Raw genomic sequence first — 23721 nt, forward strand, 5'->3', positions numbered from 1 at the left:
AGCGGACGCAAACCGGACGGCGCGACGAAACGCGCCGTTGGGTGAGGCGGCGGTGAGCCTTTGTGAACGGCGGCCCAGCCGAATGAATTATCTGCCGAGTATCGCCTTATTGCGGGCGTCGATGATCTCGGCCGTTCTCTCCGTGGCACCCTCGCCGGCTTCCAGGCGGACGTCGCGCAAGCCAAGCGTGCGTGGACCCACGCGCAGACTGACCGGTTCCACCGGCTTGCCAGTACTGTCCTCGACGAGGCGGATGGGCTTTCGCGAATTGCACCATTGGTCGCCCCATTGCATGAGGGCCACGATGACCGGATAAAGCGCCTCGCCTTTTTCGGTGAGCCGGTACTCGGTGCGCCGTTCGCTGCCCTCCGCTACCACCTTGACCAGCACACCGTGCTCGATCAGTTTGTTCAGTCGCGTGGTCAGCACATTGCGGGCGATCCCAAGCCGTTCCTGGAAGTCGTCAAAACGCGTGGTCCCCAACGTGCACTCACGCACGATCAGCAGGCTCCACCACTCGCCGATTTGTTCGAGAGCGCCCGCCACGGAGCAGTTCATTCCTGTGAAGGTTTTTCGTTGCATAAGCACAATCGTAGACGACTAAGTTGCATCATGCAACTTTATAAGCTATTGTAAGTTGCATCAAAAAACTTTTGCGGGCTGCGCCGGCAAACCTCTTGGATAGCGGCCCAATGCGCCGCGAAGGACTCTCATGGATAGACGTCTTATCGTCCTCGCCGGCGGCATGTTCGCGATAGGCACCGACAGCTTCGTTGTGGCTGGGGTGCTATCGCAAGTGTCGGCCTCGTTAGGTGTCCCGGTGGCGTTGGCTGGGCAGATGGTCACGGTGTATGCAATGAGCTACGCGTTGCTGTCGCCGGTGATCGCCGCGGCGGCAGCCCATTGGCCACGCAAGCGGTTGCTGCTTGCCGGCCTTGCGGTGTTCGTGGTGGGCAACGTGGTAACTGCCCTGGCGCCAAACATCGAGCTCGTGCTGGCCAGCCGGCTGATTGCGGGCCTTGGCGCGGCCATGTTCAGTCCGACCGCGACTGCCACTGGGGCGTCGTTGGTGCAGCCAGAGCAGCGTGGACGAGCACTCGCCATCGTGATCGGTGGGCTGTCCAGCGCGACGGCTTTAGGCGCGCCGTTGGGCACGTTCATTGGCGGTGCGCTGGACTGGCGCGCGACGATGTGGTTCGTGGCCGCAGTCGGCACGCTGGCGGGACTGGGCGTGGCCTGGCGCCTGCCGGGAGTCCCGACGCCGTTACCCGTCACTCTGTCGCGCCGCCTCGCACCGTTGGCGGACACGCGCGTGCTGCTGACGTTGTTGACCACCTGGATGGTCTACGCGGGGCTATTCCTCGTTTACACGTACATCGGTTTGAGCTTCGACCGGGCGACCGGCGGCGACGCGCGCGTGCTGGCGGCTTTGCTGTTGCTGTGGGGAGTAGCGGCGACCGTCGGCAATCTTGCCGCCGGCCGCTTGACCGATCTCTATGGCAGTCGCCGCATCATCAACGGCGCTATTGCCGTACTGGTCATTGACTTCGCACTGTTGCCGCTGACGTCGGCATCGCTGGTGACCGCAGTCCCCGCCCTGATTGTCTGGGGTGTGTGTGGTTGGGGCGTGCTGGTCCCGCAGCAGCACCGGCTCATTAGTATCACGCCGGCTGCGGCGCCACTGCTGCTAGGGCTGAATTCGGCGGCGATCTACGTTGGCGTATCGATGTCGGGGATTATCGGCGCCGCGGCCATCTTCTGGTTCGACCGTCATGCCCTCGGCCTCGTGAGCGCGGTCTTTCTGGTAGTGGCGCTGCTCATCGCCGAACTGGCGCGACGGCGGATCGCCCGGCGGGACATACAACCGGCCGGCATGGTCGGTGCTGCAGCCGGTACGGCGCAGCAAAGCTGAGAAGAGAATCCCGACAGGCGCGTGTGGCACGCCATCGGACCAAATCACCGATAAACCAATTGGCAGTAGAGCATGGTAGAGAGACCAAATCGATGGGCCCCAAGCAGACGGTGGCTGTTGGCAGGCGGCATACTGGCCGTCACGACCGGAACCCTAGTCGCAACGATGGCATTGAAGGACACGCGCGCTGCGACGCCCCCGGCAACTGCGGTGCCCGAGGTCTTCGTAAAGACACTGGCCCCCGAGAACGTGCGCGTCTGGGCCAACTTCTCCGGCCGTCTCAACGCGGTCGATGAGGCGCAGGTCCGCCCCGAAGTGGGCGGAAAATTAGTGGAAGTTCGCGTGCGCGACGGCCAAACGGTGAAGGCAGGCGATGTCATGTTCGTCATCGACCCGCGTCCCTATGAGGCTGCCGTGGCGCGCGCACGCGCCGACCTGGCTTCGGCGCGTGCGCGCGCCGAATTCGCGGCCGCCGAGCGTGAGCGTGCCAAGGGCCTGATCGACGCGGAGGCAATTCCTCTTAGTCTGCACGATCAGCGAACCAATGAAGACCGCATGGCGAGGGCGGCTGTGCTGGCGGCCGAGGCCGCGTTGCGACAGGCGGAGATCAATCTCGACTATGCCTATGTCAAGGCGCCGATCGGCGGCCGCATCAGCCGTGCGGAAGTCACCCTTGGCAATCTTGTCCAGCCTGGCGCCAATGCGCCAGTGCTCACGCGCATCGTGTCGAACAACGGGATCTATGCCGACTTCGATGTTGACGAGCAGGCCTATGTCCAGTCGATCCGCCGACATGCTGGCACACACAACGAAGAGCAGCACATCCCGGTGGAAATGCGTGTGCAGGGCGACACGGAGCGGATCTACCGGGGCGTGATTTATACGTTCGACAACAAGATCGACACCCGCAGCGGCACGATTCGCGCGCGGGCGAAGTTCGAGAACCTCGATGGCGCGCTCGTCCCTGGCATGTTCGTCTCGATCGGGCTGGCCGGCGATGGCGACACGTCCACGCTGGTGGTGCCGGATGTAGCGGTGGGAAGCGAACAGAGCAAGCGCTTTGTCTACGTGGTGGGCCACGACAACAAGGTGGCCTATCGGGGCGTCGTGCTCGGCGCGGATCTCGACGGCCGGCATGTGGTCAAGAGCGGTCTCAAGCCAGGCGATCGCGTGATCGCACGCGGGCTGCAGTTCGTGAAACCAGAGGCAGTCGTCGTGCCGAAGGAACTAGCCGACGATGAAGTCAGGACGGCCGCCACGACGGCAGAGCGCGGGGCGGAGTAGTCGCATGAATCTGTCGAAGTTCTTTGTCGACCGTCCTAACTTCGCGGCGGTCATCTCGATCCTCATCTTTCTTGCCGGTGTGCTGGCCATCCCGAAGCTGCCGATTTCCGAGTACCCGGAAGTCGTGCCGCCGTCGGTGGTCGTGCGCGCGCAGTTCCCCGGCGCCAACCCCAAGGTTATCGCCGAAACCGTGGCTACACCGCTGGAGGAGCAAATCAACGGCGTCGAGAACATGCTGTACATGTCCTCACAGGCGGCCAGCGATGGCGTGCTGACGCTGACGGTCACGTTCAAGCTCGGCACGGATCCGGACCTCGCCACGCAACTGGTGCAGAACCGCGTCAACGAAGCGCTCCCGCGCCTGCCAGAGGTGACGCGTCAGCTCGGCGTCAGCACGGTCAAGAGTTCGCCGGACCTGACGATGGTCGTGCACCTCATTTCGCCGTCGGACCGCTATGACAATCTTTACCTGCGCAACTACGCCCTGCTGAACGTCAAGGACGAACTGTCGAAGATTCCAGGCATCGGACAAATCAAGCTGTACGGTTCGGGCAACTATGCCATGCGCGTCTGGCTCAATCCGCAAAAGATTGCCGAGCGCAACATGAATCCCGACGAGGTTGTGGCCGCGATCCGCAAGCAGAACATCCAGGTAGCGGCGGGCGTGGTGGGCGGGCCGCCGTACAAGGACAACGTCGAGATCCAGTTGCCCGTGAACGTGCAGGGCCGCCTGGCCGACGTGGACCAGTTCGAGAACATCATCGTCAAGCGCGAGGGGGGCGTGGTCACCTACCTGAAGGACGTGGCCCGGGTGGAAATGGGCGCCAGCGAGTACGCGCTGCGCGCGCTGCTCGAGAACAAGCAGGCGCTGGCAATGGTGATCTTCCAGACGCCGGGCGCGAACGCCATCGACATCTCGAACAATGTCCGCGCCAAGATGGCCCAACTCAACAAGCACTTCCCCGATGGCCTGGAGTACCGCATTGCCTACGACCCGACCACGTTCGTGCGCGATTCGATCAAGGCAGTCGTCCATACGCTGCTCGAAGCCATCGTGCTGGTGGTGCTGGTGGTGATCGTCTTTCTGCAGACCTGGCGCGCGGCCATCATTCCGCTGCTCGCTGTGCCCGTATCTGTGGTGGGTACATTCGCGGTGATGCTCGGGTTTGGCTTCTCGATCAATGCGTTGTCGCTGTTCGGACTGGTCTTGGCGATCGGCATCGTCGTGGATGACGCGATCGTGGTGGTCGAGAACGTCGAGCGGAACATCGCCATGGGCCTGCGGCCACGCGAAGCCACCATCAAGGCGATGCAGGAGGTGACGGGGCCGATCATCGCCATCGCACTGGTGCTTTGCGCGGTCTTCGTGCCCATCGCGTTCATCAGCGGCCTTACCGGTCAGTTCTATCGCCAGTTCGCGCTGACCATCGCGATCTCGACCGTGATCTCGGCGTTCAACTCGCTGACACTGTCGCCGGCATTGTCCGCCTTGCTGCTGCGCTCGCACGATGCGCCCAAGGACCGTCTGACGCGCCTGATGGACCACTGGCTCGGTGGCTTCTTCAGTCGCTTTAACCGCGTCTTCAGCCGGGGAGGGGAGTCCTATGGCGGTGGCGTGAAGCGAGCGCTTCAGCACAAGCGCGGGTCCATGGTCTTCTACGCGTTGCTGCTGGCGGCCACGGTACTTGGCTTCGTCCGGGTGCCCGCCGGCTTCGTGCCAATCCAGGACAAGGGCTATCTGGTCAACCTGGTTCGCTTGCCGGAAGGGGCGACGCTGGACCGCACCGAAGCCGTGGTCCGGCAGATGGGCGACGTGGCGTTGAAGGCGCCTGGTGTTCGCACCGCCGTGCAGTTGCCGGGATTGTCGATCAACGGGTTCATCAACAGCCCGTCCTCCGCCGTGGTGTTCGTCGGGGAACAGTCGTTTGAGGAGCTGCACAAGCAGGGAACGACAGGGCCGGCGATGGCCGCCAGCCTGCAGAAGAAGTTCGCGTCGATCCGCGATGCTTTCATCGCCGTGTTCCCGCCGCCGCCCGTGCAGGGGCTCGGCAACACCGGGGGCTTCAAGCTGCAGATCGAAGACCGTGGCGACGCCGGCTACCTGGCGCTGAGCAAGGTGGTGAACACGGTGCTGGAGAAGGCGCGCAAGGCACCGGAGCTCGCGGGCGTGTACACCAACTACAACGTCGCTACGCCGCAGCTCTATGCAGACGTGGACCGTACCCGGGCTGCGCAGCTCGGAGTGGACGTGGATGATGTGTTCAAGACCATGCAGATCTACCTCGGCTCGCTCTACGTGAACGACTTCAACAAGTTCGGCCGCACGTACCAGGTGATTGCGCAGGGCGACAAGGACTTCCGCTCGAAGCGGGATGACATCCTCGGCCTGAAGGTACGCAACTTCGAAGGCAAGATGGTGCCGCTCGGATCCGTGGTGACGCTCAGCGACACCAGCGGCCCCGACAGCGCTTCACGCTACAACGCCTACCGCTCCGCCGACATCAATGGTCAACCGGCACCGGGCTACTCGACCGGACAGGCGCAGGCGGCGATCACGCGCATCCTGAATGACACGCTGCCCGCCAACATGGCCTTCGAATGGACCGAGCTGGCCTACCAGCAGATCCTGGCCGGCAACACCGCGCTGATCGTGTTCCCGATCTGCATCCTGCTGGTGTTCCTGGTGCTGACCGCGCAGTATGAAAGCCCGTTTGTGCCTCTGGCCATCATCCTGATCGTGCCGATGTGCCTGTTCTCGGCCATCGTGGGGGTCTGGTTGACCGGCGGGGAGAACAACCTCTTCACGCAGATAGGATTCTTTGTGCTGATAGGACTGGCGTGCAAGAACGCGATCCTCATATGCGAGTTCGCCCGGGAACTGGAAATGCAGGGCAAGGCCACGCTTGCGGCAGCCATCGAGGCCGCGCACCTGCGCCTGCGCCCGATCCTGATGACGTCCATTGCCTTCATCATGGGGGTGCTGCCGCTGGTGCTGTCGCACGGCGCCGGCGCCGAGATGCGCCACGCGATGGGCGTGGCCGTGTTCTTCGGCATGATCGGCGTCACGTTCTTTGGCCTGTTCCTGACGCCGGTCTTCTATGTCCTGATCCGGAACCTGGAAAAGCGCGTCACGCGGAGGGAAAGGGTGCAGCAGCATGCTGAAGCTTGAACGATGGGCTGCCTCGGTCCTTGCTGCCGCTGCGGCTGTCGTAGCCGGCTGCACGAGCCCGGTGGGGCCGCAAAGCTCCGGTGTCGACGTCGCGCCGCGCTGGCAGACGCTCGCGCCCGCGCAGGCGAACGCCGACCTGATCGAGAGCCACGACGATGCGAAGGTCGACCAGCAATGGTGGTCGCATTTCCACGACCCTGCGCTGGAGCGGTTGATCCGTGAGGCAATTGCCGGCAACAAGTCGCTGGCGATTGCGCGGGCTCGGGTTGAGGAGGCGAGGGCGGGACGGCTGCAGGCGCAAGCGGCGCTGGCGCCGGAGGTGAACGCCGTGGGCAGCAGCGAGCGCGGCAATCGCGGACTGCTGACCATTGACAAATCAGTCACGGTGAATCAGGTGGCCTTGTCGGCGGCATGGGAACTGGATCTGTTCGGCCGCAACCAGGCTCGGACCGCGCAGGCCACGGCCATCCTGCAATCGACTGAGGCCAGTGAACAGGCAGTGCGCGTGGCGCTACTGGCGGAGGTGGCGCGAACCTACTTCGAGTTGCGCAACCTGGACCGGCAGATCGAGCTGACGGAAAGCAATCTCGAAACGCAGCGAAGGACGCTGAAACTGGTGGAAGCCCAGCGGCTCGGCGCGCTGGTGAGCAACTTCGACGTGCAGCGCGCGGCCGCGCAGACTTCGGCGACCGAGTCACGCGTGCCGTCGCTACGCGCAGCGCGGGACGCCGCGGCCAACCGGTTGTCCGCGCTGCTCGGCCGGACGCCAGGCAACCTGCCGGAAGTCGTCGCAGCGCCGCAGCCGGTGCTGGACGGGCGCATCGTGATTTCGGCTCCGGCCTCAGTGATCGCCACGCGGCCGGATGTGCGAGTGGCGGAGCGACGCTTCGCCGCTTCGATTTCCGCCCGGAAGGCGGCGGTCGCAGAACTGTTCCCTAACATCTCGCTGACGGCGCTGTTCGGGGTGCAGGACGCCACGCCGTTTTCGTCAACGCCGTGGGGCATCGGCATAGGGCTGGTGCAGCCGGTGCTGAACTTTGGCCGCATCCGCTCGCAGATCGACGCTGCCGATGCACGGCAGACGCAAGCCTTCCTGGCCTACCAGCAGACCGTGCTCGATGCACTGGAGGATATGGAAAGCGCGATGTCCGCCTATCTGAATGAGCAGGCGAGAAATATGTCGCTCTCAGCGGGCGTGGTCCAGAATCGGCGTGCGGCAGAATTAGCGCAAGCGCAGTACCGTTTTGGTTATGTCGGCCTGCTGGACGTGCTGGTGGCCGAGCGTGACCTTCTTGAGGCGGAGTCGCGGCGGGCCGCGTCGGATGCGAGCCTGCGGACGAATCTCGTGCGGATTTTTGCTGCCGCGGGTGGTGGTTGGGAGGTCAAAGAAAATCCACGTTGACTCGTCGGCGCGGCGTCCGCGCAAAACACTGAATCTCGATACACCGGCTGAACAATTCCACCAAGCTGTTGCATCGACCGGTTGAATCCTGCGCATGGAAGCGCCGCTCAGCGATTTTGATCAGATCGGGGCGTAAGCTTCCTGTCGTTCTTTTCCTCTCGCATTTGCGGAGGCATGCCGGTCCATACGCAACGATGGCCTACGCCGCTCAATTCCGACGCGAGTGCGGACAGCGTCATGGCGACCGGCACTAGCAGTCGACTCATCGCACTTCTCACGTCAGAACCTATCGTCGACAAAACTATTGATTCTCTCCGACATATAATCTCCTGTGCGCGGACTAAATGAACGCGAGTCTAGAACGCCGTGGCAAGCGGAATGTGTCGGACTTCAGAGGTCTTGTATCGCTATGTATATGTCCACGACTGTCCGACAGGCTGATAAAAAATGGCTCGGCCGGAGGCGTTTCGGTACGAGCGACGATGCGACACTCAGTCCCCCTTGGCTGCTGAAGAACAGAAAGACAGTCTGATCAATCGAGGGCGCGCTGCATAAACAACATCGCTTCATGCCGGACCTCGCGCTTCGCGCCGTACCGCCTGCGGCGGCAGGCCAAAGCCTCGCATAAAGGCTTCGCGCATATGGCGTCGATCGCGAAAGCCGGTCTCTCTCGCGATCACATCCAGCGGATGCCGACTTTGCTCGATCATCAATCGCGCAGCCTCCAGGCGCAGCCCCTCGATGGCTCTGGCGGGTGACTGCCCCGTTTCCAGTGTGAATACGCGGCTGAACTGGCGCGGGCTCAGGTTGACCTTCTGGGCCAATTCGTCGACGGTCAGCGGCCGACTCAAGTTTTTGCGTGCGTAGTTCAATGCGTTCTGGATACGGTCCGACTTGGGCGCAAGCTCGAGCATTTCGGAGTGCTGAGACTGTCCTCCCGAACGGTGTTGATGCATTACCAGGTTGTGCGCGACCGAACGCGCCACGTCCGCTCCCAGGTCCTTCTCCACCAGCGCCAGCGCGAGATCGAGCCCAGCGGTCATCCCCGCAGACGTCCACATCGGGCCGTCGACGATATAGATGCGGTCATCCTCCACGCGGATATCAGGAAAGCGCTTCTGCATCTCTCGAGCGAACGCCCAGTGAGTCGTGGCACGCCGCTTGGAGAGCAAGCCTGCTTCCGCGGCGACGAATCCACCGGTGCAGATCGCGGCGATTCGCCGCGCCCGGCTGCCGGCCTTGCGCAAGAAGGCGATCAGCTCGGCGGACGGGGGCGACGCGATCGGATCCGGGACGCCCACGACCATCCACGTGTCAATCACGCTACGTGCGGAGAATGGGCGCGCGCTGACGGTGATGCCCATTGACGTGCACACGTCGCCGCCCTCCACCGAGAAATTCTCCACTTTATAAAAGGCTTCGCCCGCCACTACGTTGGCGAACTCGAAGACTGCCTGGGTCGCGAGCGCCATCACCTGAAAACCGTCGCTCAGCAGGTAACCAACGCGGTGCATGTCCGTTCTCCGTCGAAAGGCATGGCATAAAAAACGACCATCTACGTCATTTGAGTCACGGTCACGGCAAACCATAATCGACTCATGCTATTCGGCAACCGCCAAACAAGGAGTGACATCATGACGCATCACGGCACAGCGCTTATCACCGGCGCATCCTCGGGTATCGGTGCGGTGTACGCGGACCGCCTCGCCCGCCGCGGATATGACCTTATCCTCGTCGCCCGCAATCGCGAGCGTCTCGCTACCCTCGCCAATCGCATCACGACCGAGACGCACCGGAACGTCGAGATCGTGGACGCGGATCTCGGCGACAAGGATGGGCTGGCTGCCGTCGAAGCAAAGCTCAGGCAGGACGCCACCATCGCGCTGCTGGTCAACAACGCGGGTGTCGGCACGCACACGCCGCTCCTCGACAGCGACGTCGACGCAATGTCGCGGATGATCGACCTGAACGTCTCCGCGCTGACGCGCCTGACATACGCCGCCGTGCCCGGCTTTGTCTCACGTGGCAAAGGCGCCGTCATCAATATCTCTTCGATCGTCGCCATCGCGCCGGAGATACTCAATGGCGTGTACGGCGGCAGCAAGGCTTTCGTGCTTGCTTTCAGTCAGTCTCTCCATCATGAGCTGGCCGATAAGGGTGTCCAGGTCCAGGCAGTCTTGCCCGGCGCCACGGCCACCGAGTTTTGGCAGACGGGCGGCCTTCCTCTGGAGAATCTCGACAAGGCGATCGTCATGTCCGCCGACGACATGGTCGACGCAGCCCTGACAGGCTTCGACCGCCACGAACTCGTCACCATCCCGTCGCTGCATGCCGTGGAGAAGTGGGAGGCTTATGAAGCCGCGCGCGGCGCAATGTCCACGCTCCTGTCGAACAATATACCCGCGCCGCGCTACACCGCTGCGCCGTGAACGTCCGCCTTCGATAACGCCAATCGAGTGCATAACCCTTGCGCGCACCGCAGACTCGCGCGCTCTTGTTCGGAAAATGATCATGTTTATAGTATCGCCAGCGCAGACCCGGCGCAGATTATTTGCATCGGCGGCGGCCCTCGGCATTGTCCTGACCGCTGCCTTTAGTTACGCCCATGCGGCCCCAGTTGCCGATCAGCCTTCCGCGACACAGCGTGCGACCGCTGAAGACGACTCGATCCGTCCGTTCCCCAAAATCCATGTGCCGCAGCGAGCCCTTGACGACCTTCGTCGGCGGATCGCTGCCACCCAATGGCCCGAGAAGGAGACCGTCACAGATACTTCGCAGGGCGTGCCACTCGCGACCATGAAAGGGCTCGCGCATTATTGGGCGACGGACTACGACTGGCGGAAGGCGGAAGCAAAGCTGAATGCGATTCCCCAGTTCGAGACGACGATTGATGGCGTGAAGATCCACTTTATCCATGTGCGCTCGAAGAATCCCCACGCGCTTCCATTGATCATCAACCATGGCTGGCCCGGCTCTGTGCTCGAACAGACCAAGCTCATCAGTTTGCTGACGGATCCCGTGGCGCATGGTGGCAAGGCCGAGGACGCATTCGACGTCGTGATCCCGTCGATGCCGGGGTACGGCTTCTCCGGCAAGCCGACGGGCACCGGCTGGGGTCCCGAGCACATGGCGCGCGCCTGGACGGAACTGATGCGCCGGCTCGGATACCAGCATTACGTAGCCCAGGGCGGCGACTGGGGCGCGTTCGTTGTCGACCAGATGGGCTTGCAAGCTTCAGCGGGACTGCTTGGCATCCATACCAACATGCCCGCGACAGTACCGGCCGAGGTCGACAAGGCGCTCCAGATTGGCGCTCCCGCACCCGCCGGACTGTCGGCGGACGAGAAACGGGCCTACGAGCAGTTAGCCCGGACATTCAAGCAAGTGGATTACGCACGGATCATGGGTTCGCGTCCGCAAACGCTTTATGGCATTGCCGATTCACCCGTGGGACTTGCCGCGTGGCTGCTCGACCATAACGATGCCGATGGCCAGCCGGCCGCGGCTGTTGCTTCGGCCTTGGACCGCGCCACGAGCGCCACTGGCGAACTGACGCGTGACGAGATCCTGGACAACATCACCTTGTACTGGCTGACCAACACGGGCGTATCCGCGTCGCGCCTTTACTGGGAATACAAGGGTGGCTTCTTCAACGTCAAAGGCGTCAAGATCCCGGTGGCCGTAAGCGTGTTCCCCGGCGAGCAGTATCAAGCACCGCGAAGCTGGACGGAGAAGGCCTACCCGAACCTCGTCTACTACCATCAGGCCGAGAAAGGCGGCCACTTCGCGGCGTGGGAGCAGCCAACGATCTTTGCTCAGGAACTGAGGGCGGCATTCAGGCCGCTGCGTTGACCGACTTTCGTATCGCGCTCGCGCAATACATTGTTCTCCTTAAACGCGTTCTTGGGCGGGCAGCGATGCGATTGCCACCGGCGCAATACCCAACGCGCCAATTAGTAAGTTGTTTGAATTGAACCCAAACATTGAGGAAACTGTCATGACCAAGCTCGAAAAAGTCGTTTACTCGGGTAAAAGCCATACCACTGTCAACCGCGACCCAAGTGCCCAGCGTGGCGACTACGGCGTCGTCGACATCAGACTCTCCGCGCCCGGCGGTGACAACCATGAGATCGTCGCTGCCGAGCCACACCCGACCGCCGAGCAGTTGTTTGCAGGCGCGTGGTCGGCCTGTTACATCACCGCGCTGGGGCTTGTGGCTGCGCAGAAGAAGGTGGTGCTACCGCCCGACTATTCGGTGGACATCCAGATCGACCTGGGTCAGACGGGGCCGGGCTGGTTCTTCAATGCCCGGTTCACTATCCGCTTTCCTGGCTTGGCACAGGACGTCGCCGAAGCCATCGCGAACTCGGCGCATCAGCTTTGCCCATACTCGAGGGCGGTGCACAAAACCATCGATCTTGAGCAAACCATCATTACGTCGTGATGAGCTGCCGGAGCGGGTCGCCGTTTTCGCCGGCGGCCTGCCGGTCCATGTCATGCCGACCAACGGAGCCATGTTATGAATGATCTTCTGAAGCAAGTGATTGCTGCTCATGGCGGCCTTGACCGCTGGAATGCCTTCAGGACGGTAAGCGCCAGAATCGTTTCCGGAGGGGAGTTCTGGGCGACCAAGGGTATTGCCACGGATGCCAACCCGCGCAGTATTACTACGAAGACACAGGAAGAGTTGGTGACCATCACCCCCTATGGAGCTCCTGAGTTTGTCATGACTTTCGTTCCGGACCGGGTTGAGATCAAGAACAGCCAGGGCGAGACCATCGCGGGGCGCGACAATCCCAGGTCAGCGTTTGACGGGCACGGCGTGGACACCCCCTGGGATCCACTGCACCGCGCCTATTTCAGTGGCTATGCCCTGTGGACCTATCTGTCGACGCCATTCTCGCTTGCCATGCCAGGGGTTGCCGTACAAGAGGTCGCACCTTGGGACGAGTCCGGTGAAGTCTGGCGGGTGCTGCGCGCAAAGTTTCCCCCGGCTATCGCCACCCACAGTGCGGTTCAGGATTTCTACTTCGGGCCTGATTTCCTGCTGCGCCGCCACGATTATCAGGTGGACGTGTCCGGTGGTTTGGCGGCGGCTCAATATGTTCATGACTTCATTGAAATGCAGGGCATCCGCTTGCCGAGTCGCAGGCGGGTCCACCCACGTGGCGCTGACATGCGACCGGATCGCAGTCGCACTTTGGTCTGGATTGATCTGTCCGATTTCGAGTTGCGCTAAGTAAAGGGCTATGCGTAGGCGTTGAAAGGCTAGACATCACTGGTAAGTGCTGACGGAACGCGGCAGGGAGCAACGACCATCTATTCATCTTGCCGAACCAAGGACATTTCGAGGGCGCCGGAGATTGAATGAATCAGGGGTGGGCGACGCGCTTGATGCCTTGACGGAACGGCATCACCCACCGGCCGGCGAATTTGTTCCCGGTAGTACCAATTGCTGTTCTCGCCGATGCCTTTATCCGGAACCAATGGTCGAATGGAGTTAGCCGCGTGGGCACCGGTCATTGTCTGCGGCGCAGGCCGCCGGGGTGCACCACCGGTACCCTTTCCCGGGGCGACTCATCTGACTGGAGCCAACATGTCTATTCACGAACGCCTTGCGGCGCGCGGCCTGGTGCTGCCGCCTCCCCGCAGCCACTGGGCAGCTATACCGCGGTCAGCCAGGCCGGGGACCTGCTGTTTATCTCGGGACAGTTGCCATTGCAGGATGGCAAGGTGGTCTGGCAGGGCCAGATCGGCACGGACTTGACCGTGGAGCAGGGCAGGAACGCGGCCGAGCTGGCGGCACTCAATGTGCTGGCACAGATCAACGCCTACCTGGATGGCTTCGATCGACTGGACCACATCGTCCGGGTTGACGGCCACATCGCCGGCGCGCCGGGCTGGTTTGGGCAGCCTGCGGTCCTGGACGGCGCGTCCGATCTGTTCCGTGACGTGCTGGCCGAAAAGGCCGGCCATGCGCGAACCATCTCGTCGCACTTGCAGCAGCCAGGCAATGCGGCCGTGATTCTCGTTGTCATTGCCCAGATCCGGCCAGCATGAGCGCGGCGTTTTGTGCCGCTATGCAGAGAATTTCTCGACCAGGAAGTCGACGAACACCCGTACCCGGCGCGAGACGTGGCGCGCGGACGGGTAAAGCAGCACAAAGGGCCGCGAACTGCCGCCATAATCCCGCAGGACCTCCACCAGCGAGCCGTCGCGCAGGTCCTGTTCCACTACGAAGCGGTAGGTCTGGAACAGGCCGGCGCCGGCGCGTACCAGCGTTGCCCCGCCGAGGATATCCTCTGACGCCGCATACGAGCCGGCCGTCATGATATCCGCTTCCTCGCCGTTGATCCGGAGCGTCCATGGAATCCTGCGGCCGCTGCTCGGGCGCTCGAACTGGATGCACTCATGCCTGAGCAGGTCCTCCGGAGACTGCGGCGTGCCGGCACGCCGGAGGTACCCGGGCGTTGCCACGACCACCAGTTCGGCATCTTCCAGTTTGCGCGCGATCAGGTTCGAGTCATCCGGTGCGCGCCCTCGTACCGAAAGATCATAGGTGTCATCCGCGAAGTCGACGTTGCGGTTGCTGATGTGCACATCGATTTCGACTTCCGGATACTGATCCCGGAAAGCCGGTAGCACCGGCAGTACGCGATAGTGGGCGTAGGGGGTTGGCAGGCTGATCCGCAGCCGGCCGGCGGGGGCCCGGTGCTGGCCGCTGATCTGCCGCTCCGCATCCATCAGTTGCGTCAGCGCGCCACGGCTCTGCTCGAAGTACACCCGTCCTTCGTCGGTCAGGCGGATCTGCCGAGTGGTTCGCACGAACAGGCGGACCCCAAGGCGTTCCTCCAGCCGCTGGACCGTGCGGAGCTGGAGGTCGTCGAATTGCCTTTTCATTTCGAGGTAGTCAGTGGCGATGCGGCCTGTCAGGTCATGCGTACTGAGGATCATATGTGCGCCATCGGCAGAAGTCGATGGTGTGGGACCGCTGCCGGCAGAAGTTGCTAAAGGCATACCTTTTAAGCTCTTCGGAAGGCGGTGTCCCTACTGACTTGTACGTTCCGCGCATAACTGTTTGTTCCTGCCAGGTCTTCGAAGGCGGCAATGAATTGCCTAAATTGGAGCCCATCGGAGCCGCCGGCCCGATTGGCCGGAAGGCCGAATCAGCTTACATCGAGGTTCGAAAAATGAGCACAGCAAAGAAGGTCGTAGTCATCACGGGCGCATCGCAGGGGATTGGCGCCGAACTGGTCAAGGGTTTCCGCGAGCGCGGCCATCGCGTGGTTGCGACGGCACGCAGCATCAAGCCGTCGGATGACCCGGATATCCTGGCAGTCGCTGGCGATATCGCCGATCCTGCCACGGCACGCCGCGTCATTTCCGAGGCCGTGGAAAAGTTCGGCCGCGTCGACACACTGGTCAACAACGCCGGCGTGTTCATCGCCAAGCCCTTCACGAGCTATACCGACGAAGACTATGCGGCAATAACGGCGATCAACCTGACTGGCTTCTTTCATGTTACGCAGTTGGCAATTGCCGAGATGGAGAAGCACCGCAGCGGCCACGTGGTCAGCATCACCACCAGCCTGGTCGACCATGCGATCAACGGCGTGCCGTCGGTGCTGGCGTCGCTGACCAAGGGCGGCCTGAACGCCGCGACCAAGTCGCTGGCCATCGAGTATGCCAAGACCGGCATCCGCGCCAATGCGGTCTCGCCCGGCATCATCAAGTCGCCGATGCATCCGCCCGAAACACATGCGGGGCTGAGCGCGCTGCACCCTGTGGGCCATATGGGCGAGATGCGCGACATTGTTGACGCCGTGCTCTATCTCGATTCCGCGCCCTTCGTCACCGGCGAGATCCTGCACGTCGACGGGGGCCAGAGCGCAGGGCACTGAGCGTTGGTCAGGCTTGGGCATTCGCGCAGTCGCTAAACCGGCGGGTCCGGGCTGGGCCTGGCCGCCGCGTCTCTGTGCGGCGGCCGCGCCATTGCGCCCGGCCAACTGGCGACCGGGGTGGTGCAGACGACGCGGCTGCATGCCATGCATGCCGATGGCGTACGGGCGTGGCATCGTGCCCCTTTGCATTGGCGGTGGACACGGGATTGCGCCGACGCTCTAGGCGCTGGCCTGATCTGTTCCGCGAGGGGCGCTCACTGTGTGTATCAGCGTGAAAGTGCTCTTTGGGGAGAAAACAAGTCACGGGCAACCTGATCGTGCAGCAGCGTCCCGTGGACACCTAGGGCGTCACGAGGCACCTTGTCGCGCGGTGAGGCCGGGCTCGCTGTGTTAGTCAATGCGCCGATTTCCGAAGCTGACAAGTAGGGCGATACAATCCGATCGAAGGAATTGCCGTGCACAGGATCAGCGAACAGGCACCGCTTGCACCGCCCGCGCCCGCCCATTCATGCAATGCGACCTAGTACGGGTGCCCACACGATGAGGATTGCATCTCATGAGTATCCTGCTTCATACCTGGAATACGCCGAACGGACGCAAGATCAGCGTCGCGCTCGAGGAACTGAATTTGCCCTACACCGTCAAGACGGTGAATATTCTGAAGGGCGAGCAATTCGCGCCGGAGTTCCTGCGTATCAGTCCGAACAACAAGATCCCGGCAATCGTCGACCCGGATGGTCCGGACGGCCAGCCGATAAGCATCTTCGAATCCGGCGCGATCCTGCTGTATCTTGGCGAAAAGACTGGCAGATTCCTGCCCGCAGGCTTGCGCGAGCGGATACCGGTGCTCGAATGGCTGATGTGGCAGATGGGCGGTTTTGGGCCCATGCCCGGCCAGGTCCATCACTTCCGCATGCTCGAGTCCGATGTGGACCGGCGCTATGGTCTCAAACGCTACTCGGAGGAAACGTACCGCCTTTATGGGGTGCTGGACCGCCGGCTTGCGGACGTGGAGTTCGTCGCCGGCGAGCTGTCCGTGGCCGATTTTGCAATTCTTGGCTGGGCATGGAGGCATGAACGCCATCAGGTTTCCCTCAGCCAGTTCCCGAACGTCAAACGCTGGTATGAGACGTTGTGGGCGCGTCCTGGCGTGCAGCGCGGTTTCGCGGTCAAGCTGGACGATGAGGTGTAGCGAAATGAAGCGTGCCGTCGGCGACAGTGGCATGCGCCAGCAGTACTGCGGGAGGAGCGGTCACGGGACGGAACCAGGGTATGGGCGCAAACGCCCGATGCGCTCAGCAGGCGATAGCAGCCCAACCCCTGGGCGATCACCAGTTCTCGCGGAACGGGCGAAGCTCTACATTGAGCGACCAGGCGCCCTTCGGCAGGTGGTCTTCAGATTGCCGATCTTCGGTAGGTCGTTAATGAGGATGTAGGGATGAGTCGGGTTGTCGACAAGAAAGTTCTGATGGTAGCCTTCCGCAGGATAGAAGCCATTGTATTGCTCGATGCGCGTGACGATCGGCGCCCGATACGACTTCGAGGCGCCAAGCTGCGCGATGTACGCCTCCGCGATCGACCGCTGCGTTGGCGTGAGCGGAAAGATCGCTGAGCGATACTGCGTGCCGTGGTCCGGACCCTGGTAGTTCAGTTGCGTGGGATTGTGTGCGAGCGAGAAGTAGATCTGCAGCAGCTTGCCGTAGCTGATCCGCGTTGGGTCGTACCGGATCTCGACTGACTCCGCGTGGCCGGTCTGGCCCGTGCCCACCTTCTCGTATTGCGCGGTGCCTGCTGCGCCGCCAGTGTAGCCAGAGGTGACGCGTGTCACGCCACCTACATGCTCGAATACGCCCTGGACGCCCCAGAAGCAGCCACCGGCGAATACCGCGGTAGCGCTGTGGACAGACTTGCCGGAGCTTGCAGCCCGTACAGACGATGTCACTGGCGTTCCGCCACCGCTTTCGGTGTGGGGAAATTTGTCCACCAGTCGCTGTTCGTGAGCGCGCCGCCAAGGTAGGCGAGAATCGTAAGCAACATGGCGTTTGATCCAGTCAGGAAATGGTCGCGCCACTCAATGGCGCTGGGCAGGGGCTGGGCTGTATTTAAGGAGACCAATGTATCGGGCCCGAAGCGCGCGCTGGCCGCCTCTGTCATCACACGTATCCTTGCCGCACCTTGATACATACAGATATAAGAATCGGGAAAGAAATGTCGTGTGCAAGTTTCCGGCCGGACCGCATTAGGTGCGCGGCCGATTAGGAAGCGTGCCCTGCCGGAAACAGCAGCGCCCGGCTGAAACGACAAGCCCGTCGACCATCCGCGGAGGGTCCGGGTACTCCCTGGCACCTCGCCAGCGTTGCGAGCATGTTTACGGTGTTATGGGTCGTCGCGTGGCGATAGTCCAGGCCGCACAGCGTCGCCAATTGGTGTGTCCTACGATATGGTGCCCGGTCTCGGCATGGTCCACCGCTTCCGCGCCTCAGCGGACCGAGTCTCGCAGCGAATCGAACCGCCAATTGCCGCCGCGCGGCTGGTTTACAAGGCGCGAGCCTTCCGCTACACCAGAATGCCTCCTTGAGGAATGAATTCGGAGCCCATGCATATATTTCAAAAAAGCATAAGGCATATGAAAATATTGTATATTTTTCCGACTCCCACCTTCGGAACGCAATCTATATTCAAGAAAAATTTACTTGGAATTTTTATGGCCACCGAAGAAAAGGAGGTGGAAAAATGCTAAAGAAAGTATTACTTCTCGCTGCGGTGGGTGCAACTCTCGGCGCGGGCGCTGTTTATGCCGGGATCGGGCCTCGCGACGTCTATACGGATGGGGCCAGGGTGACCGGACCACGAGACCCATATACGGATGGAAGCAGGGCAGTTACGGATAAGAGGGATGTTTTTACTGATGGTGCGCGAGTCACAGATCGGCGGGACGTGTTTTCCGATGGCGCATGAATCACCAGCCAGGATGGTCGAAGAGGCGAAAAATTAGCAAATCGCCTCAGCGCTAATCCCTGATGTCTGAGAGCCCCCTATGTGGGGCTCTTTATTCTGTAGACTACTGGCGCGGAGGAGACGCGTCCGCGTCGAAATCCAGCTAGCTGACAAGCGCCTGCCGACCTGCCCCGAGACAGACCCATAAAGGCATAGCGCCTCGAGAAATAATGGGCTTGGGATGAGGGGCATGAGATCGGGCGCACTTCCGATCCTCTGCCCAGATGCCTGCGAGCGCCGCTTATACCAGGAGTGGCTATCTATCCGCGCTAGCGTTCAAATGCTCCGCCGCAGGTCTCACCAACATCAAGACGCAGTCCTTGGTCCGAATCCAGAATATGCTTTCAATTCAATGACCTTCGGTGGCTGTAGGAAGCCTGATTTCACCAAGGGCAGGGCGGAGAATATGGCGTCCAGCGTTTGCGGGGCATCGCCTTCCGCGATGATGCATGCGCCACCATCGCCGCGCAGCCAGATCTGCCTGACGATGCCATCGCGGTAGAGCTGCCGGATGACCTCCGACTCGGCTTCGCGCTCTTCCCGTGTCGGCGCGTCCTTGGGCGCGGGGGTGGTGAGGGAAACCAGAACAAGAAATTGCATGGAATGTCTCCTGCGTGAGGATTGGATTTCCACCCGCGCAGTGATTGCGCGGGCGGGCGTCTGTTCGAGTCAGGCCTTCGACGGTTCGCCGTCTACCAGCCGCCAGAGACCGCGCGGGTTGTCGTGCCGGAGCGCCTCCGGCAACAACTCATCGGGGAATCCCTGGTAGCAGACGGGCCGGAGGAAGCGTTCGATCGCGCTCATGCCAACCGACGTGAAACGGCTATCGGAGGTGGCCGGAAACGGGCCGCCGTGAATCGATGCGTAAGATACTTCCTGCGGATGCGCGAATGCATTGATGACGATGCGACCAGTGCGGCGTTGCAGGACAGGCAAGAGCCGCGCAGCCAGCGCATGATCGGCACGTTCGATATGCATCGTCGCAGAAAGCTGGCCGCGGAAACGCCTGGCGATCGTGACCAGTTGCTCGGCATCGGCCACGCGCACCAGCAGCGCTGACGGGCCGAAGACTTCGTCGAGCAATACCGGCTCTTCGAGCAGGCGGGCGCCGTCGACCTCAAATAGAAATGACTGGCCGTCCCACTCTGCAGTTGGCGTGACACCTGCCGCGATCTGCTCCGCGCCCGCGTCTTGTTGGCGCGCAACGTTCGTACGGTATGCCCGGTTGATGCCCGGTGTGAGCATGGTGCGGGCCTGCGCGGCGCTGATGCGGGCAATCATTGCCTCCTTCAGTTCGCTGTAGCCAAGGTCGTCGATCGCCAGCAAGATCGCGGGCTTCAGGCAGGCCTGTCCCACGTTCACCAGCATCCGTTCCGCAAAGCCGTCGCCAATCTCGCGGCCACGCGAGAACAGCGCAATGGGCAGCACGAAGGTGGGATTGACGCTGGTCATCTCGGTGAAGACCGGGATCGGATCGGGACGCTGCTGCGCGCGCCGGAAAAGCGCCATGCCACCCGCCTCGGAACCTGTGAAGGTCACGCCCTTGACCAGCGGATGATCCACCAGCGCTTCGCCGATCGCATTACCGTCGCCGCGTACCAGTGAAAAGACGCCTTCATGCAAGCCCGAGTCCTTTACGGCCTGTTGGATGACCCGGCCCATGATTTCCGATGCGCCGGGATGTGCGTTGTGAGCCTTCAGGATGACGGGACAGCCGGCCGCCAGCGCGGACGCCGTATCGCCGCCCGCGACCGAGTACGAGATCGGGAAATTGCTTGCCCCGAAGATGGCAATCGGGCCGAGACCGATCTTCTGCATACGGTGATCCATGCGTGGCCGAGGTTGACGCTCGGGCTGGGCGGGATCGATCGTTGCCTGTAGAAAGCGTCCCTGACGCACGACCGTGGCGAACTGCCGGAACTGGGTGGCGGACTTTGCGGCTTCCCCTTCGAGTTGCGCAGCGGGCAAGCCGGTCTCCAGCGCGGCACGTTGGGCCAGCGCCGGTGCATTGGCGTCGAGACCGTCGGCAATGCGTTCCAGGAACGCGGCGCGCACATGCAGGCTGGTTTCGTTGTAGCTGTCGAACGCATCGTCGGCCAGTTGCGCCGCGCGCTCGACTTCATTGACACCGCCGAATGCGAAGTCCGGTGCGATTGCAAGGTTGGTCGACGGATTCAGCGCTTGGATGCTGCCCGCCGTGGCGCTTACCTCCTGCGCGCCGATGAGCAGATTGCCGGTGAGTTTCATGCTGCGCTCTCCTGCGATGAAACGGGCAGTGCGGCAAGCAACTCGGCCGTCGTCAGGATTTCATGGGCGAAGGTCGGCCCGTTCAGATGGTGCGCAGCGTGCATCATTTCCTTGTGGAAAGCAGCAGTAGCATCGCGCACGAGCGTGACGTGATAGCCAAGCTCCATGGCGAAACGTGCGGTCGATTCAATGCAGGTATTTGCCAGCAGGCCCACGACGATCACGTGCGTAACGCCTTGCTGCTTGAGCTGGAAGTCGAGATCGGTATTGGCGAAGCCGCTTTGCCCCCAGTGCTCCTGGACGATGATGTCGCCGTCCTGCGGCACGAAGTCCGGATGCCATTCGCCGCCCCACGTGCCTTTGGCGAAGGTGTGACGCTGCTGTATCAGGCGCTGCGTCGGATTCGGGTGATCCCAGTTGTCGTAGTCGCCGGGCTGCCAGCGCCGATGCGGTACATAGAACACCTGGACGCCCGCCGAGCGTGCCGCCGCCACCGATGCGCGCAGGTTGTCGAGCAGGCGGACTTCGTCAGCAACCTCCCTAAGCATCGGGAACACTTTGCCGCCCTCGGAGAGGAAATCGTTATATGGATCCACCAGCAGTAGGCCGGTTCGCTCAGGGCGATACACGGGATTAGCCATTTCAGTACTCCATTCAGAAAACATGTGCGACCGGGGTCGCATATTGCAGTGGCGCCAGACTGACTTATTCGGTACGCGCGACGTCTCACGCATTGGCAGCAGTATAACTATGAAAATCATAGCGTCAAGAAAAACGAGGATTAAACGCCGAAAGTGCGACGAAGGTGGCACAACAAGTGGCAAAGTCTGGGCCGTCCGGAGAAAGAAATAGTGACTCTTTGGGGCCGCTGTAGATGACAAGCGGATACGGTGCCAATGGCGAAGGCAGCCTCAATTCGAAGTATTCGATGGCTGCTGGCCTTGGAGCCGGCTCGTCCAGGAAACGAAGTAACTAGTCCCTGCAATCGCGCGCGTGGCCATGCCGCCGGACAGCCGACGACCTGCCGCTGCGCAAGGGAGTCAGGCGTGCACTGAATTCTTCGAACGTACGAGCGAAAGGAAATGATGGATCTGCGCGACGACGCCAGCGCCTTCGCCCACGGCCGACGCCACGCGTTTCGTCGATCCTGACCGAACATCGCCGATCGCGAACACGCCTTCGACGCTTGTCTGGAAGGGCAGCAACGGCACGAAAGCGTCCCCTAGGTCGGGGCCGGTCAAGACGAAGCCCTTGGCGTCGCACGCCACGCGGCATTGCTGCAGCCAGGAGGTATTCGGCTGGGCACCGATAAAGACGAACAGATGATGCGTCGTCAAGCTGCCTTCGATGCCGCCGGCCCCGCGATAGTGGACACGCTCAAGGCGTGCGCCGCCTTCGAGCGCGCTGAGCTCGACCCGCGTATGCAGTGTCACGTTGGCGAGTGCGTGAATGCGTTCGATCAGGTAACGCGACATGCTGTCGGCAAGGCTGGCGCCGCGGATGAACATATGCAAGTGGTCGACCTGTGACGCCAGGAAGACAACTGCCTGGCCTGCGGAATTGCCGCTGCCGACCAGCACCACGGACTGCTTGTTGCACAGCCGCGCCTCGACTGGTGTCGCCCAGTAGTAGACGCCGCGACCCTCGAACTGCTCAAGATTCTCGATGTCGGGGCGTCGATACTCGGCGCCGCTGGCAACGACGACGGCGCGCGCAGTGATTCGACGGTCGCCGGCCAGTTCGACCACGCTCGGATGGCTGTCGCAGTGCAGCGCAGTGACTTCGCAGGGGATACCGATATGCACGCCGAACTTCTGGGCTTGGATGAATGCGCGGCTCGCTAGCTCATGCCCTGAAATGCCGGTGGGAAAACCGAGATAGTTCTCGATGCGGGAACTTGTGCCGGCCTGCCCGCCGGGTGCGCGGCAGTCGAATACCGCCACTGACAGGCCATCGGATGCCGCGTAGACCGCCGCCGCAAGCCCCGCCGGCCCGGCGCCGATGATCGCCACGTCGTAGACGCGTGCCGGATCGAATTCGGGAACCAGCCCCAGACAGGAGGCGAGCTGCTCCACGTCGGGGTTGCGCAGCACGGTGCCTTCCGGACAGACCACCAGCGGGAGGTCGTCGGGCTGCGGCGTGAGCTGCTGCAACAGGGCAATGGCGTCGGCGTCCTGCTCCGCGTCGATGACCATGTTCGGAAACCCATTGCGACGCAAGAAGTTCTGGAGCTCGACGAGCCGGGCGTCTCCAGCCGGGCCGACGATGACGATACCGCGGCCGCGTTCCATTGCCAGGGCGCGCCGCAGTATCAGTGCCCGCATGATCTTCTCGCCCAGGTCGGCTTCGCTGACCATCGCGGCGCTGAGTTCCTCGGGGCGCAGCAACAGGGCATCGACATCGTCGATGACTTGGGCATCGACCACCGCGGGCTTGTTCGAAAGCTGGGTGATATCGGACGTAAATTCGCCGCGCAGCCTGTACGTATGGATGATCCGCTTCGCGCTCAGCCCTTCGGGCGCCACGATCCGCACCGTGCCGGACAAGATCACGAATACGCCCGGGCATTTGTTGCCGAAGCTGTAGAGATATTCGCCCTTCGCGTAGTGGCACGGGCTGCCGAAGCGGCGCAACCGGTCGATTTCGTCTTCAGTGAGTACCGGAAACATCTGGGCGCGGCGCGGATGATCGCGCACACTCGGGTCCTCGTCGATGACATTGTCCGCCGGCCCCGACGGTTGGCACGCCTGCGCATTGTCGGAATTGGAGGATCGATCCATCGCGCATCTCCTTATCGAAGCCGGTTGGC

At 62.2% G+C, this 23721-nt stretch carries 19 protein-coding genes and 1 pseudogene; 11 read left to right on the forward strand and 9 right to left on the reverse strand.

Going from position 1 to position 23721, the window contains the following annotated elements:
• Positions 1-87 precede the first annotated feature (87 nt).
• Entirely contained in the window at positions 88-582 is a 495-nt protein-coding gene (locus tag AC3FNH_RS19585; RefSeq protein ID WP_488721250.1) for a winged helix-turn-helix transcriptional regulator, read from the reverse strand.
• Positions 583-712: 130 nt separating this feature from the next.
• Here AC3FNH_RS19585 and AC3FNH_RS19590 point away from each other — a divergent pair, with 130 nt between their 5' ends.
• The 4 genes from AC3FNH_RS19590 (at position 713) to AC3FNH_RS19605 (ending at position 7767) form a co-directional block, all read left to right on the forward strand.
• Complete coding sequence (locus AC3FNH_RS19590; protein WP_488721251.1) at positions 713-1912, forward strand: MFS transporter; 1200 nt, start codon at positions 713-715, stop codon at positions 1910-1912.
• A 165-nt stretch (positions 1913-2077) separates the two neighbouring features.
• Positions 2078-3196: an efflux RND transporter periplasmic adaptor subunit gene (locus tag AC3FNH_RS19595; protein WP_488721252.1), complete on the forward strand. Its 1119-nt coding sequence runs from the start codon at positions 2078-2080 to the stop codon at positions 3194-3196.
• Between the two features lie 4 nt (positions 3197-3200).
• Positions 3201-6365 (forward strand): efflux RND transporter permease subunit, encoded by a 3165-nt coding sequence (locus AC3FNH_RS19600; protein WP_488721253.1) that lies wholly within the window; start codon positions 3201-3203, stop codon positions 6363-6365.
• Positions 6352-7767, forward strand: a complete 1416-nt coding sequence (locus AC3FNH_RS19605) for an efflux transporter outer membrane subunit (protein WP_488721254.1) — start codon at positions 6352-6354, stop codon at positions 7765-7767. Before AC3FNH_RS19600 ends, AC3FNH_RS19605 begins: the two co-directional genes overlap by 14 nt.
• 566 nt (positions 7768-8333) lie before the next feature.
• On the opposite strand, the gene AC3FNH_RS19610 is transcribed toward AC3FNH_RS19605, so the two are convergent.
• Positions 8334-9281, reverse strand: a complete 948-nt coding sequence (locus AC3FNH_RS19610) for a GlxA family transcriptional regulator (RefSeq protein WP_488721255.1) — start codon at positions 9279-9281, stop codon at positions 8334-8336.
• A gap of 120 nt (positions 9282-9401) precedes the next feature.
• Here AC3FNH_RS19610 and AC3FNH_RS19615 point away from each other — a divergent pair, with 120 nt between their 5' ends.
• The 5 genes and pseudogenes from AC3FNH_RS19615 to AC3FNH_RS19635 all read left to right on the forward strand — a co-directional run bounded on the left by AC3FNH_RS19615 (position 9402) and on the right by AC3FNH_RS19635 (position 13827).
• Positions 9402-10196 (forward strand): SDR family NAD(P)-dependent oxidoreductase, encoded by a 795-nt coding sequence (locus tag AC3FNH_RS19615; protein WP_488721256.1) that lies wholly within the window; start codon positions 9402-9404, stop codon positions 10194-10196.
• A gap of 82 nt (positions 10197-10278) precedes the next feature.
• A complete protein-coding gene (locus AC3FNH_RS19620) occupies positions 10279-11619 on the forward strand; it encodes an epoxide hydrolase (RefSeq protein WP_488721257.1) in 1341 nt (446 codons plus the stop codon).
• 145 nt (positions 11620-11764) lie between these two features.
• A complete protein-coding gene (locus tag AC3FNH_RS19625; RefSeq protein WP_488721258.1) occupies positions 11765-12211 on the forward strand; it encodes an OsmC family protein in 447 nt (148 codons plus the stop codon).
• A gap of 75 nt (positions 12212-12286) precedes the next feature.
• Positions 12287-13006, forward strand: coding sequence for a hypothetical protein (locus AC3FNH_RS19630; protein ID WP_488721259.1), 720 nt, complete (start codon positions 12287-12289; stop codon positions 13004-13006).
• Positions 13007-13363: 357 nt separating this feature from the next.
• Positions 13364-13827, forward strand: a pseudogene (locus AC3FNH_RS19635) (RidA family protein).
• Between the two features lie 18 nt (positions 13828-13845).
• Here the strand turns inward: AC3FNH_RS19635 and AC3FNH_RS19640 are convergent.
• Positions 13846-14667 (reverse strand): substrate binding domain-containing protein, encoded by an 822-nt coding sequence (locus AC3FNH_RS19640; protein ID WP_488721308.1) that lies wholly within the window; start codon positions 14665-14667, stop codon positions 13846-13848.
• Positions 14668-14957: 290 nt separating this feature from the next.
• On the opposite strand from AC3FNH_RS19640, the gene AC3FNH_RS19645 reads away from it, so the two are divergent.
• Together AC3FNH_RS19645 and AC3FNH_RS19650 are read left to right on the forward strand one after the other, a co-directional pair.
• Positions 14958-15668, forward strand: a complete 711-nt coding sequence (locus tag AC3FNH_RS19645; protein ID WP_488721260.1) for an SDR family NAD(P)-dependent oxidoreductase — start codon at positions 14958-14960, stop codon at positions 15666-15668.
• A 556-nt stretch (positions 15669-16224) separates the two neighbouring features.
• Positions 16225-16860: a glutathione S-transferase family protein gene (locus AC3FNH_RS19650; RefSeq protein ID WP_488721261.1), complete on the forward strand. Its 636-nt coding sequence runs from the start codon at positions 16225-16227 to the stop codon at positions 16858-16860.
• A gap of 165 nt (positions 16861-17025) precedes the next feature.
• On the opposite strand, the gene msrA is transcribed toward AC3FNH_RS19650, so the two are convergent.
• From msrA to AC3FNH_RS19680, 6 genes are all read right to left on the reverse strand, one after another.
• Positions 17026-17610 (reverse strand): peptide-methionine (S)-S-oxide reductase MsrA, encoded by a 585-nt coding sequence (msrA, locus tag AC3FNH_RS19655; RefSeq protein ID WP_488721262.1) that lies wholly within the window; start codon positions 17608-17610, stop codon positions 17026-17028.
• Positions 17607-17822, reverse strand: coding sequence for a hypothetical protein (locus AC3FNH_RS19660; RefSeq protein WP_488721263.1), 216 nt, complete (start codon positions 17820-17822; stop codon positions 17607-17609). Before AC3FNH_RS19660 ends, msrA begins: the two co-directional genes overlap by 4 nt.
• A 1149-nt stretch (positions 17823-18971) precedes the next feature.
• On the reverse strand, positions 18972-19265 hold the full coding sequence (locus tag AC3FNH_RS19665) for a YciI family protein (RefSeq protein WP_488721264.1): 294 nt from the start codon (positions 19263-19265) through the stop codon (positions 18972-18974).
• A gap of 69 nt (positions 19266-19334) precedes the next feature.
• Positions 19335-20912, reverse strand: coding sequence for an aldehyde dehydrogenase (NADP(+)) (locus AC3FNH_RS19670; RefSeq protein WP_488721265.1), 1578 nt, complete (start codon positions 20910-20912; stop codon positions 19335-19337).
• The gene (locus AC3FNH_RS19675) at positions 20909-21553 is read right to left on the reverse strand and encodes a cysteine hydrolase family protein (RefSeq protein ID WP_488721309.1); all 645 of its coding nucleotides are present in this window, start codon (positions 21551-21553) and stop codon (positions 20909-20911) included. The genes AC3FNH_RS19670 and AC3FNH_RS19675 overlap by 4 nt, the downstream gene beginning before the upstream one ends.
• Positions 21554-21952: 399 nt before the next feature.
• A complete protein-coding gene (locus AC3FNH_RS19680) occupies positions 21953-23692 on the reverse strand; it encodes an FAD-dependent oxidoreductase (RefSeq protein WP_488721266.1) in 1740 nt (579 codons plus the stop codon).
• Between the last annotated feature and the right edge of the window lie 29 nt (positions 23693-23721).

Source organism: Cupriavidus sp. 22TCCZM01-5, assembly GCF_057798915.1.

Bases quoted from the DNA above. Each gene is read 5' to 3' on its own strand.
- AC3FNH_RS19585 (WP_488721250.1), bottom strand. From the start codon at position 582: ATGCAACGAAAAACCTTCACAGGAATGAACTGCTCCGTGGCGGGCGCT.
- AC3FNH_RS19590 (WP_488721251.1), top strand. From the start codon at position 713: ATGGATAGACGTCTTATCGTCCTCGCCGGCGGCATGTTCGCGATAGGC.
- AC3FNH_RS19595 (WP_488721252.1), top strand. From the start codon at position 2,078: ATGGCATTGAAGGACACGCGCGCTGCGACGCCCCCGGCAACTGCGGTG.
- AC3FNH_RS19600 (WP_488721253.1), top strand. From the start codon at position 3,201: ATGAATCTGTCGAAGTTCTTTGTCGACCGTCCTAACTTCGCGGCGGTC.
- AC3FNH_RS19605 (WP_488721254.1), top strand. From the start codon at position 6,352: ATGCTGAAGCTTGAACGATGGGCTGCCTCGGTCCTTGCTGCCGCTGCG.
- AC3FNH_RS19610 (WP_488721255.1), bottom strand. From the start codon at position 9,281: ATGCACCGCGTTGGTTACCTGCTGAGCGACGGTTTTCAGGTGATGGCG.
- AC3FNH_RS19615 (WP_488721256.1), top strand. From the start codon at position 9,402: ATGACGCATCACGGCACAGCGCTTATCACCGGCGCATCCTCGGGTATC.
- AC3FNH_RS19620 (WP_488721257.1), top strand. From the start codon at position 10,279: ATGTTTATAGTATCGCCAGCGCAGACCCGGCGCAGATTATTTGCATCG.
- AC3FNH_RS19625 (WP_488721258.1), top strand. From the start codon at position 11,765: ATGACCAAGCTCGAAAAAGTCGTTTACTCGGGTAAAAGCCATACCACT.
- AC3FNH_RS19630 (WP_488721259.1), top strand. From the start codon at position 12,287: ATGAATGATCTTCTGAAGCAAGTGATTGCTGCTCATGGCGGCCTTGAC.
- AC3FNH_RS19640 (WP_488721308.1), bottom strand. From the start codon at position 14,667: ATGAAAAGGCAATTCGACGACCTCCAGCTCCGCACGGTCCAGCGGCTG.
- AC3FNH_RS19645 (WP_488721260.1), top strand. From the start codon at position 14,958: ATGAGCACAGCAAAGAAGGTCGTAGTCATCACGGGCGCATCGCAGGGG.
- AC3FNH_RS19650 (WP_488721261.1), top strand. From the start codon at position 16,225: ATGAGTATCCTGCTTCATACCTGGAATACGCCGAACGGACGCAAGATC.
- AC3FNH_RS19660 (WP_488721263.1), bottom strand. From the start codon at position 17,822: ATGACAGAGGCGGCCAGCGCGCGCTTCGGGCCCGATACATTGGTCTCC.
- AC3FNH_RS19665 (WP_488721264.1), bottom strand. From the start codon at position 19,265: ATGCAATTTCTTGTTCTGGTTTCCCTCACCACCCCCGCGCCCAAGGAC.
- AC3FNH_RS19670 (WP_488721265.1), bottom strand. From the start codon at position 20,912: ATGAAACTCACCGGCAATCTGCTCATCGGCGCGCAGGAGGTAAGCGCC.
- AC3FNH_RS19675 (WP_488721309.1), bottom strand. From the start codon at position 21,553: ATGGCTAATCCCGTGTATCGCCCTGAGCGAACCGGCCTACTGCTGGTG.
- AC3FNH_RS19680 (WP_488721266.1), bottom strand. From the start codon at position 23,692: ATGGATCGATCCTCCAATTCCGACAATGCGCAGGCGTGCCAACCGTCG.